The organism is Streptococcus sp. 2741 (assembly GCF_013276315.1).
GTDB lineage: Bacteria > Bacillota > Bacilli > Lactobacillales > Streptococcaceae > Streptococcus > Streptococcus pseudopneumoniae.
In genome coordinates, this window is sequence record NZ_VMKU01000003.1 from 39,954 (window position 1) to 50,788 (window position 10,835).

Here is a 10,835-nt window from a genome sequence, read left to right on the forward strand (position 1 = left end):
TAATCAATTTGTGATAAACAAAAAAGAGGCTCGCACCTCTTTTTCTTATTTCTTTTTATGATTTAATACGGCATTGAGGACAATAGCGAGTAGGCTGGCTACGACGATTCCGTTTGAGAAGAACATTTGGAAGGCTGTCGGCATGCTGACAAAGAGATTACTGTTGTTGAGACCGACACCTGCAGCGATTGAAACAGCTGCGATAAGGAAGTTGTGTTCATTGTTAGCAAAGTCAACTCGGGCGAGGATTTGCATCCCTTGAATAGATACAAAACCAAACATCACCAGCATGGCACCGCCGAGGACGGAGCTTGGAATGATTTGGGCAAGGGCACCAAACTTAGGAAGCAGTCCAAGGAGAACCAGGAAACCAGCTGCGTAGTAGATTGGCAGGCGTTTTTTGATGCCTGACAATTTAACCAAACCAACGTTTTGTGAAAATCCGGTGTAAGGGAAGGTGTTAAAGATTCCTCCGAGAAGTACCGCCAAACCTTCTGCGCGGTAACCGTTGCGAAGGCGCGTGCTGTCGATTGGATCTTTTGTGATATCAGACAAGGCTAGATAAACACCAGTTGACTCAACCATAGACACCGTTGCGATGATACACATCATGGCAATAGATGAGATTTCAAAGGTTGGCATCCCAAAGTAGAGTGGAGTTGGGACATGGACAAGTGGAGCTACCGCAACAGGAGAGAAGTCCACCAAGCCCATAGTAGCAGCAATGGCAGTTCCAACAACCAGACCAATCAAAATAGAGATAGACTTGATAAATCCTTTGGTAAAGATGTTGATCAAGAGGATAATCAGAACAGTAATAGCTGCAAGCAAGAGACTTTGACCAGTTGGCTCTGGAACGTTATTTCCCATATTTCCAATAGCGACAGGGATCAAGGTTAAACCAATCGTGGTAATAACAGATCCTGTTACGATAGATGGGAAGAGATTGGCCACTTTTGAGAAGATGCCTGAAACAAGAACCACGTAAATCCCTGATGCGATAAGGGCACCAAACATAGCACCACTACCATGGCTTTGTCCAATCATAATCAAGGGAGCAACCGATTGGAAGGCAACTCCGAGAACGACTGGTAGCCCAATTCCAAAGTATTTGTTAAGTTGGAGTTGAAGGAAAGTTGCCACCCCACACATGAAGATATCTGTAGAAATCAGGTAGGTCAACTGCTCAGCTGAATAGCCAAGGGCTGTCGCAATCATGATGGGAACCAGGATAGATCCTGAGTACATGGCTAGTAAGTGCTGCAAGCCAAGAACGGCTGCTTGCGAGTGTTTTTCTTGAGTTTGCACTAGAGATCTGCCTCCTTAAATACGACCTGACCATTTTCAAAACGATCCAAACGAGCAAGTGATAGGACAGGGTAGCCTGCTTTTTCAAGCAAATCACGGCCATCTTGGAAGGATTTCTCAATCACGATACCGATAGCTTGGACTGTGGCACCGGCCTGTTCGATGATTTGAATCAAGCCTTTAGCAGCTTGGCCATTAGCAAGGAAATCGTCGATAATCAAAACCTTGTCCTCTGGTGAGAGGAATTTTCCAGCGATAGAAACGGTGCTGGTCACCTGTTTGGTAAAGGAGTAGACTTGAGCAGTTAAGATGCCTTCATTCATGGTGATGTTCTTAGCTTTTTTGGCGAAAATCATGGGAACGTTTAAGGCTTCAGCTGTAAAAACGGCTGGGGCAATACCCGACGCTTCAATGGTTACGACCTTGGTAATGCCAGTAGCAGCAAATTTTTCCGCAAAAACCTTACCAATCTCTCGCATCAAGCTAAAGTCAACTTGGTGGGTTAAAAAGGAATCTACCTTGAGGATGTTATCATCCAAGATATGCCCATCCTTGAGGATGCGCTCTTCTAATAATTTCATAAGACCTCCTAAAGTCTAAAAGTTAATTTACTTGTTGTTTAAATATTTCTATAGTGATCCCTTTTGCTAATACTATATATTTGATAAAACTATTACGAGCGAAGCGAGTCTTATCAAATATTTCCCGTTGTAGTGGTATCATAGACAATAATCTTGTTATTGTCTATGACGGGATTTTTGAGAGTAAAATAGTTCGGGGAACTATTTTAGCCTAAGCCTAGAAATGAAAGAGCTAGGGGCTCAAAAATTAGGGATGAAATTCCCTGGATTCCTGAAATTATTCACAGGATAATTTCACCTCCCGTCCGCACTAATTAAGGGAAATATTAAAAATATTCAAAAAAGACCTACTTAATCTCTAAGTAAGTCCCCTAAATAGACATGGCAAAAACGGCCATATCTCACTGCTGACTTACTTATTGTTAGGTGTTCCGGCACCTTGTAGAAACGTCGTGCCAATTCACGACATAAACAAGTAAAACGATATTCAATTTTAAATAGGCTTGAGCCAATGTTTTTATTTTACACTAAATAACTTTAGAAATCAACTATTTTGTTAGTGTTTTGGTTTAAAAAGCGAACAAAAAGAAGAGAGGGTGAACAAAAACTCCATTGTAAGCTAACATTTATACTAAATGAAAATCAAAGAGCAAACTAGGAAGCTATCCACAACCTCAAAACACTGTTTTGAGGTTGTGGATAGAATTGACAGAGTCAGTATCATATACCTACGGTAAGGCGACGTTGACGTGGCTTGAAGAGATTTTCGAAGAGTATTAGAAGATTTTTCCATCATAAAAGGCATACTATCAAGTTTCTTCAAGACCTGACAATATGCCGTTTTCTGATTTGAAAGATGTTTCCAGTCTCTATTTTTCTACTCGCTAAATCTTAAAAAATAGCCATCTGGATCCAAAACTGCAAATTTATGAGGATAGATATAGGGATCACTGACACGAAACTTTCTTTTGGTCAAGAGACGATAAATAGGATAGTTTGCCTCCATCACTTTTTGATAGAGTTTTGGAACATCCTTTATGCCAAAGGAGAGATTGACTCCACGACCAAAGGGGTAGGTCAGTTCAGCTAGTTGATCCTTTGTTCCCTCCTCTAACATTAGTTGACACTCTTCAAGAGAAAGAGAAAGTTTTCTTCTGGACGTTAGTATTCAATCCTAAAACCCAGTAAACCACAGTAGAAGGACCGGGACTGTTCGATATTCGATACAAGAAACTCGGGAATGACAGGCTGATAGTCCATCGGATTCCTCCTTAAAGTTCAATTTCCATGACAATCGGTGTGTGGTCTTGGCGAGCACCTGAGTCAATCATATCAGATTTAGTGACCTTGTCTGCGAGACGGTTACTTGTGAGCCAGTAGTCGATTCTCCAGCCTGTATTGTTGATTTTAGAAGTCTTGCTGCGTTGTGCCCACCAAGTGTAGCGTTCGGGAACATCGCCGTGAATGTGGCGGAAGGTATCCGTAAATCCAGTTGCCAAAAGGTTGGTAAATCCAGCACGTTCCTCGTCGGTAAATCCTGGTGAACGGCGGTTGCTAGCAGGATTTGCAAGGTCGATTTCATTGTGGGCCACGTTGTAGTCACCGGTCGCAAGGACTGGTTTTTCTTTGTCTAGTTGAGCCAAGTACTCCGCATATTTGACATCCCAGACTTGACGTTCTTCCAAGCGTTTGAGACCGTCGCCAGCGTTTGGAGTGTAAACCTGGGTCACGAAAAATTTATCAAATTCCAAAGTGATGATGCGGCCTTCCAAGTCCATGGTAGAAGGAGCACCGATTTCTGGGAAAGTGACAGTAGGTGTGAGTTCTTTCTTATAGAGGAACATAGTACCAGCATAGCCTTTGCGGGCAGGTTCTTGAGAAGAGCGCCACGTGTTTTCGTAGCCTGGGAAGAGTTCTTCTAAAATTTCCAAGTGTTTCTTTGTAGGCCCTTTGGCAGAAAGCTTGGTTTCTTGGATAGCGATAATATCAGCATTTTCAGCGACCAAGGTTTGTAGGACTTCTTGGGACAATTTGGCACGAGCTGAATCACTAGTTAGGGCAGCGTTTAGGGAATCAATATTCCATGAGATAAGTTTCATAAAGTTACCTTTTTCATTCAGATTATAGATTTTATTATACCAAAAAAAGGTCTATTTCCCCAACGTATGGTTTGAAAAATCACTCTTTAGACTTTATCCTGAGAAAATAAAAATTCCCTAAACTATTTAGAAAAAAATCTAAATAGCTCTTGTGTTTAGAATGGAAAGGTGTATAATGTTATTTAGAAAAATATCTAAATAGAAAGTGAAGTTACATATATGTCAAATAAGAGAACAATCCTTCTTTTTGTGGTCTTGGTTATGCCCTTGCTTGGATAATATGGTTGGCACTATGGATAGGTGGTGTTGGTCTAAATTCTCCATGGAGTCAACTTGCTAGTATTGTAGCCATGTGGATGCCTGCGCTTGCAGTCTTTCTCTTAGGGAAAATCACGAATCAACCTAGTGGAATCAAATCTAAATTAGTTGTAAATCTCAAGAGCAACTGGCGCTTTTACTTACTAGCTATCTGGTTACCAGCAGTTATCAGTTTTTTAGGAGCGGGACTTTATTTTCTTGTATTTCCTAGCAATTTCAGCCTTGGTTTTGAATCTATTCAAGCTATTTTACAAGAAAAAGGTGTCTCTCAATCAGCCATTCCCTTATCTTTCTTGGCTTTGATTCAAATCCTAGCTAGTTTGACTTACGCTCCTTTTCTTAATAGTTTCTTTGCATTAGGGGAGGAAATTGGTTGGCGTGGCTATCTTTACCCAGTGCTAAGAGGACGCTTTTCAAGAGTCCAGACTCATGTCTTGCTTGGTCTCATTTGGAGTCTTTGGCATCTACCAATCAATTTGCAAGGCTATAATTATGGACTATCTTATTTTTCTTATCCCGTTTTAGGAGTTGTCGCCATGTTTCTATTTTGTTTTAGCCTAGGAATATTGTTAAGCTGGTTGTTGGAAAAGACAGGCTCTATCTGGGCTTCAGTCCTATTTCATGGGGCAATCAATGCAACTGCAGGTATTGGGTTACTCTTTCAATTACCAGGAGAAAAAGTTTCAAGCCTCTTGATTTTAGGCCCATCACCGACTGGAATGCTATCAGTTCTACCTTGCTTATTCCTAGCCCTACTAATATTACAAAGGGAAAGGAGGCATTATGAGTTTTGCAAATAGCTTTAAAGCCTTATCTCATCCAGTTAGGAGAGAGATTTTAAATTTACTAAAAGCAGGTAGATTATCTGCAGGAGAAATTGCCAGTCAATTCGAGTTGACTAATGCAACTATTTCACACCATCTCACGATTTTGAAAGCAGCGGATTTGATTCATGAAATGAAAGAAAAAAACTTTATTTATTATGAGTTAAATACATCGGTTTTAGAGGATATGATGGTGTGGTTAGCAGATTTGAAAGGAGATCTTTAGATGAAGATAAAAATCAATAAGAAATTGCTATTATTTACGAGTATTCTCATCCTACTATCTTCCCTTGTAGGTTGTGTTTTCTGGTATCAATTGCCAGAGAAGATGCCCACCCATTTTAATCTACTGGGTCAAGCAGATGGCTACAATCATAAAGTATTTGCTATCTTTGGATTGCCTGCTCTCATGCTTTTGATGCATTGGTTGCTTCTATTTTTAATGATTAAGGATCCTAAATCTAGCAATATCAGTTCAAAAATACAAGTTTTGATTTACTGGATTATTCCTTTTGTATCTTGTCTATCAATGATTTCTATCTACGGAGAATCTTTGGGGTATTCCATGATGAGTGGGCTTCTAGCTCAGATTTTTATGGGAGTCTTGATGATCGTAATTGGAAATTATCTACCAAAAACACACCGAAATTATATAATCGGTATTCGACTTCCGTGGACCTTGGAGAGTGATAAAAACTGGAGAAAAACACATCGATTAGCTGGAAAAATTTGGGTGTTAGGAGGATTGTTATTGTTTCTAAATTCCTTTGTGCAACTATATGTTTACTGGGTGTTTTTCTTGACACTTTTCTTTGCAGTGATAATTCCTAGTGTCTATTCTTATCAATTATCAAAATCAGAATCTTGAAATAGCTACTGGAGTCATTAGTTTGAGAAGTTGGTCTGATAGGTCTATTTCCCCAACGTATGGTTTGAAAAATCACTCTCTTTCGTTTATAATGAAGAATGATTTTATGAAAAGGAGTGAAAATAAATGAAATTTTACTCATATGAATATGTTCTTAGCCAAATCAGTCAGCAAAATGGAATCATGATTGGCTTTGGGATTATTCTCCTAGCTATCACAGGTTTTTTTGCTTTTAAAGCTTATCGAGATAAAAAGGGGACTAAGTTTCGGGAATTGGTCATGATTTTAGCCTTGACTTTAGTAGCCATGCTTTTGGTGACAATTTCAAAATACCAGACCAATCAAGCCTCTAACAACCAATTTCAAACTTCACTTCATTTTATAGAGGTCGTTTCCAAAGACTTGGGAGTGGATAAATCAGAAGTTTACGTAAATACTTCAGTTACCACTGATGGAGCGCTTGTCAAGGTAGGTTCAAATGTCTATCGTGCTATGAACGGGAGCGAATTAGACAAGTATCTTTTAAAGAAATTAGAATTGCATCAAACAGACGTTATTGAATTGGTGAAGGTAAACAAGTGACACTCAACTGTATGGAAATTGTAATCGAACTGGCCTTGGGGCTCTTCTCACTTGTTTTGTTATCAATGTGACAGGAAAGGGGAACTTAGCACCTAACTCTGCGACAGATTAAATTCAGAATTATGTTCTCTGTGCTATCATTGGTGGTGTGATTTACAATAGTTCTATCAGCATTTTGCAGTACGAGGTGATTTTACTGATGTGGACTATTTTGGTTTTGACCCTCAAGTGGCTTCATAATATTCGTTTTGTGAAATGTTTGATTGATGGTAAGCCAACTCTCCTCATCAAACATGAGAAGATTGACCTAGAAGCCTGTCGTTCGGTTGATTTGTTTGGGGTGGATGTAACCCTCAAACTTCGTAGCCAAGGGATTTTCCAGATGAAGCAAGTTGAACGAGCTGTGCAGGAGCAAAATGACCAACTCATCGTGGTCCAAATGGGAGATGAAAATCCTAAGTATCTAATTGTGACTGATGGTGTTATCCAAGTAGAAGTCTTGGAATCGCTTGGCTGTAGCGAAGAGTGGTTGATTGATAATCTCGGCAAACAAGGGCATGACAATGTAGCCAATATCTTTATCGCTGAGTATGACAAAGGTGACGTTACAGTTGTAACCTATGAATAAGAAAAACCTGGGGTCGGAGTCTCAGGTTTCCATTTGGAACTAGAAAGGAATTTTATGTCCATTATTCAAAAACTCTGGTGGTTTTTTAAGCTAGAAAAACGCCGTTATCTAGTCGGAATTGTGGCCTTGGTCTTGGTTTCTGTCCTTAACCTCATTCCCCCAATGGTCATGGGGCGGATCATTGATGCTATCACATCGGGGCAATTAATTCAGAATGAACTACTTATTTACCTATTTTACTTGCTTCTTGCGGCCTTTGGTATGTACTATCTGCGCTATGTTTGGCGTATGTATATTCTTGGGACATCCTACCGTCTGGGGCAGATTATGAGGTCTCGCTTGTTTGAGCATTTTACAAAGATGTCTCCAGCCTTTTATCAAACCTATCGGACGGGGGACTTGATGGCACACGCAACCAATGATATCAATTCTTTGACGAGTCTTGCAGGTGGTGGTGTTATATCTGCGGTGGATGCCTCTATTACAGCTTTAGTGACTTTGCTGACCATGCTCTTTAGCATTTCCTGGCAGATGACTCTAGTTGCAATTTTACCCCTGCCTTTTATGGCATATGCGACCAGTCGTTTGGGAAGAAAGACTCATAAGGTCTTTGGAGAGTCACAGGATGCCTTTTCTGAACTCAATAACAAGGTTCAGGAGTCTGTATCAGGTATCAAAGTGACCAAGTCTTTTGGTTATCAGGCAGATGAGCTGGAGTCCTTTCAGGCAGTCAATGAATTAACCTTCCAAAAGAATCTCCAAACCATGAAATACGATAGACTCTTTGACCCAATGGTTTTCTTGTTTGTTGGATTATCCTATGTTTTAACACTCTTAGTCGGCTCTTTGATGGTTCGGGAGGGGCAGATTACAGTTGGAAATTTGGTCACTTTTATTAGTTATTTGGATATGATGGTCTGGCCTCTCATGGCTATTGGTTTCCTCTTTAATATCACTCAGCGAGGAAAGGTTTCTTACCAGCGGATTGAGAATCTTTTGTCTCAGGAATCATCTGTAAAAGACTCCGAGTTTCCTCTGGATGGTATTGAAAACGGGCGCTTGGAGTATGCTATTGATAACTTTGCTTTTGAAAACGAGGAAACGCTAATGGATATTCACTTTAGTTTGGAAAAAGGGCAAACTCTGGGCTTGGTTGGGCAGACAGGCTCTGGGAAAACATCCTTGATTAAACTCCTCTTGCGTGAGTACGATGTGGATAAGGGAGCTATTTATCTAAATGGTCACGATATTCGCGATTATCGTTTGACAGACCTTCGTAGTCTTATGGGCTACGTCCCTCAGGACCAGTTCCTCTTTGCGACTTCGATTTTAGACAATATTCGCTTTGGCAATCCTAACTTGCCCATTTCAGCGGTCGAGGAAGCGACTAAGCTAGCTCAAGTTTACCAAGACATTGTAGCCATGTCACAGGGATTTGATACGTTGATTGGTGAAAAGGGAGTCAGTCTTTCTGGTGGGCAAAAGCAGCGTCTGGCTATGAGTCGGGCTATGATTTTAGACCCTGATATCTTGATTTTGGATGATTCTTTGTCGGCCGTGGATGCCAAGACAGAGTATGCGATTATCGACAACCTTAAGGAGACGCGAAAGGACAAGACAACCATTATTACGGCTCATCGCCTCAGTGCAGTTGTCCATGCAGATTTGATTTTAGTCCTGCAAAATGGTCAAATCATCGAACGAGGCAGGCACGAAGACTTGCTAGCTTTGGATGGCTGGTATGCCCAAACCTACCAGTCTCAGCAGCTGGAAATGAAGGGAGAAGAAGATGCAGAATAAACAAGAACAATGGGCTGTATTGAAGCGCTTGATATCTTATCTCAAGCCTTATGGTCTTCTGACCTTTTTGGCACTCAGCTTTCTCCTAGCGACTACGGTCATTAAAAGTGTCATTCCCCTTGTGGCTTCCCACTTTATCGACCAGTATCTCAGCAATCTCAATCAACTCGCTGTGACAGTGTTGCTGGCCTACTATGGTCTCTATATCCTGCAAACTCTGGTTCAGTATGTCGGAAATCTTCTCTTTGTACGGGTGTCTTACAGTATTGTGAGGGATATTCGTCGCGATGCCTTTGCCAATATGGAGAAGCTAGGCATGTCTTATTTTGACAAGACGCCAGCAGGCTCTATCGTCTCTCGTTTGACTAATGATACCGAGACAATCAGTGATATGTTTTCGGGGATTTTATCCAGTTTTATCTCAGCAATTTTTATCTTTTTGACAACCCTTTATACCATGTTGGTGTTGGATTTTCGTTTGACAGCATTAGTCCTGCTCTTTCTCCCTTTGATTTTCCTTTTGGTCAATCTCTATCGTAAAAAATCAGTCAAGATTATCGAGAAAACCAGAAGTCTCTTGTCAGATATCAATAGTAAGCTGGCAGAAAATATCGAAGGAATTAGGATTATCCAGGTCTTTAATCAAGAAAAGCGCCAGCAGGCAGAATTTGATGAGATTAACCAAGAACACTTGGTCTATGCCAACCGCTCTGTAGCCTTTGATGCCCTCTTGTTGCGCCCTGCTATGAGTTTGTTGAAACTCCTAGGTTATACTGTCTTAATGGCCTATTTTGGCTACCGTGGTCTTTCTATCGGGATAACGGTCGGGACTATGTATGCTTTTATCCAGTACATCAATCGTCTCTTTGATCCTCTGATTGAAGTAACGCAAAACTTTTCAACCCTGCAAACGTCTATGGTGTCTGCAGGCCGTGTCTTTGCCTTGATTGACGAGGCAACCTATGAGCCTCTTCAAGAAAATAGTCAGGTTGAGGTTGAAGAAGGCAATATTCGTTTTGAACATGTGTGTTTCTCATATGATGGCAAACATCCTATTCTGGATGATATTTCTTTTTCGGTCAACAAGGGTGAAACCATTGCCTTTGTAGGTCATACAGGTTCGGGGAAATCTTCGATTATCAATGTCCTCATGCGATTTTATGAATTCCAGTCAGGGAGAGTTCTCTTGGATGATGTGGATATCAGGGATTTCAGTCAAGAAGAGCTGAGAAAAAACATCGGTTTGGTCTTGCAGGAACCCTTTCTCTATCATGGAACTATTAAGTCCAATATCGCCATGTACCAAGAAATCAGTGATGATCAGGTTCAGGCTGCGGCAGCCTTTGTGGATGCAGATTCCTTTATTCAAGAACTTCCTAAGGGGTACGACTCCCCTGTGTCTGAGCGTGGATCGAGTTTTTCAACTGGTCAGCGACAGCTTCTTGCCTTTGCCAGAACAGTTGCCAGCCAGCCTAAAATCCTGATTTTGGATGAAGCGACCGCCAATATTGACTCTGAAACAGAAAGCTTGGTTCAAGCTTCTCTGGCGAAGATGAGACAGGGACGGACAACCATTGCCATCGCTCACCGTCTTTCTACTATCCAAGACGCCAACTGCATCTATGTCTTGGACAAGGGGCGTATTATCGAGAGTGGAACTCATGAGGAACTCTTGGCTCTGGGAGGAACCTATCACAAGATGTATAGTTTGCAGGCAGGGGCCATGTCCTAATACTCTTTGATTTTCATTGAGCATAAGAAGGAAATCCTTCAAATTACAGATTTCTTTCACCGCCTTTTCCATTTTGTGGTATAATCCCGACTTTA

Annotated in this window: 10 protein-coding genes, 2 pseudogenes and 1 riboswitch; of the genes and pseudogenes, 7 read left to right on the forward strand and 5 right to left on the reverse strand. The window is 41.0% G+C overall.

All coding sequences use genetic code 11. The annotated features are described in order from the left end of the window. Positions 1-45: 45 nt before the first annotated feature. The 5 genes and pseudogenes from HT671_RS00335 to HT671_RS00355 all read right to left on the reverse strand — a co-directional run bounded on the left by HT671_RS00335 (position 46) and on the right by HT671_RS00355 (position 3,988). Complete coding sequence (locus HT671_RS00335) at positions 46-1,308, reverse strand: nucleobase:cation symporter-2 family protein (RefSeq protein ID WP_001194488.1); 1,263 nt, start codon at positions 1,306-1,308, stop codon at positions 46-48. Continuing rightward, positions 1,308-1,889 (reverse strand): xanthine phosphoribosyltransferase, encoded by a 582-nt coding sequence (locus tag HT671_RS00340; RefSeq protein WP_000770395.1) that lies wholly within the window; start codon positions 1,887-1,889, stop codon positions 1,308-1,310. The genes HT671_RS00335 and HT671_RS00340 overlap by 1 nt, the downstream gene beginning before the upstream one ends. A 399-nt stretch (positions 1,890-2,288) precedes the next feature. After that, positions 2,289-2,384, reverse strand: a riboswitch (purine riboswitch). A gap of 382 nt (positions 2,385-2,766) precedes the next feature. Further along, positions 2,767-3,006 (reverse strand): glyoxalase, encoded by a 240-nt coding sequence (locus tag HT671_RS00345; protein WP_001810061.1) that lies wholly within the window; start codon positions 3,004-3,006, stop codon positions 2,767-2,769. Positions 3,007-3,053: 47 nt separating this feature from the next. After that, a pseudogene (locus tag HT671_RS00350) lies at positions 3,054-3,149 on the reverse strand (glyoxalase); the annotation flags it as partial. Positions 3,150-3,160: 11 nt separating this feature from the next. Then, complete coding sequence (locus HT671_RS00355) at positions 3,161-3,988, reverse strand: exodeoxyribonuclease III (protein WP_172922997.1); 828 nt, start codon at positions 3,986-3,988, stop codon at positions 3,161-3,163. Positions 3,989-4,272: 284 nt separating this feature from the next. Between HT671_RS00355 and HT671_RS00360 the strand changes: the two genes are divergently transcribed. The 7 genes and pseudogenes from HT671_RS00360 (at position 4,273) to HT671_RS00390 (ending at position 10,740) form a co-directional block, all read left to right on the forward strand. Further along, positions 4,273-5,106, forward strand: coding sequence for a type II CAAX endopeptidase family protein (locus HT671_RS00360; protein WP_188093780.1), 834 nt, complete (start codon positions 4,273-4,275; stop codon positions 5,104-5,106). Then, complete coding sequence (locus tag HT671_RS00365) at positions 5,090-5,356, forward strand: autorepressor SdpR family transcription factor (RefSeq protein ID WP_023932591.1); 267 nt, start codon at positions 5,090-5,092, stop codon at positions 5,354-5,356. The genes HT671_RS00360 and HT671_RS00365 overlap by 17 nt, the downstream gene beginning before the upstream one ends. Continuing rightward, on the forward strand, positions 5,357-5,998 hold the full coding sequence (locus HT671_RS00370) for an SdpI family protein (protein ID WP_023932593.1): 642 nt from the start codon (positions 5,357-5,359) through the stop codon (positions 5,996-5,998). Positions 5,999-6,124: 126 nt separating this feature from the next. Continuing rightward, positions 6,125-6,580 (forward strand): DUF3290 family protein, encoded by a 456-nt coding sequence (locus tag HT671_RS00375; protein ID WP_000675346.1) that lies wholly within the window; start codon positions 6,125-6,127, stop codon positions 6,578-6,580. Then, positions 6,577-7,208 (forward strand): annotated as a pseudogene (locus tag HT671_RS00380) (DUF421 domain-containing protein). The gene HT671_RS00375 and the pseudogene HT671_RS00380 overlap by 4 nt, the downstream one beginning before the upstream one ends. A 54-nt stretch (positions 7,209-7,262) precedes the next feature. Next, positions 7,263-9,008, forward strand: a complete 1,746-nt coding sequence (locus tag HT671_RS00385) for an ABC transporter transmembrane domain-containing protein (protein WP_000022577.1) — start codon at positions 7,263-7,265, stop codon at positions 9,006-9,008. Beyond that, positions 8,998-10,740 (forward strand): ABC transporter ATP-binding protein, encoded by a 1,743-nt coding sequence (locus tag HT671_RS00390; protein ID WP_050975794.1) that lies wholly within the window; start codon positions 8,998-9,000, stop codon positions 10,738-10,740. The genes HT671_RS00385 and HT671_RS00390 overlap by 11 nt, the downstream gene beginning before the upstream one ends. The last annotated feature ends 95 nt before the right edge of the window (positions 10,741-10,835 follow it).

Excerpts from the sequence above, each read along its gene's own strand:
- HT671_RS00340 (WP_000770395.1), bottom strand. The coding sequence starts at position 1,889 with ATGAAATTATTAGAAGAGCGCATCCTCAAGGATGGGCATATCTTGGAT.
- HT671_RS00345 (WP_001810061.1), bottom strand. The coding sequence starts at position 3,006 with ATGTTAGAGGAGGGAACAAAGGATCAACTAGCTGAACTGACCTACCCC.
- HT671_RS00355 (WP_172922997.1), bottom strand. The coding sequence starts at position 3,988 with ATGAAACTTATCTCATGGAATATTGATTCCCTAAACGCTGCCCTAACT.
- HT671_RS00365 (WP_023932591.1), top strand. The coding sequence starts at position 5,090 with ATGAGTTTTGCAAATAGCTTTAAAGCCTTATCTCATCCAGTTAGGAGA.
- HT671_RS00370 (WP_023932593.1), top strand. The coding sequence starts at position 5,357 with ATGAAGATAAAAATCAATAAGAAATTGCTATTATTTACGAGTATTCTC.
- HT671_RS00375 (WP_000675346.1), top strand. The coding sequence starts at position 6,125 with ATGAAATTTTACTCATATGAATATGTTCTTAGCCAAATCAGTCAGCAA.
- HT671_RS00385 (WP_000022577.1), top strand. The coding sequence starts at position 7,263 with ATGTCCATTATTCAAAAACTCTGGTGGTTTTTTAAGCTAGAAAAACGC.
- HT671_RS00390 (WP_050975794.1), top strand. The coding sequence starts at position 8,998 with ATGCAGAATAAACAAGAACAATGGGCTGTATTGAAGCGCTTGATATCT.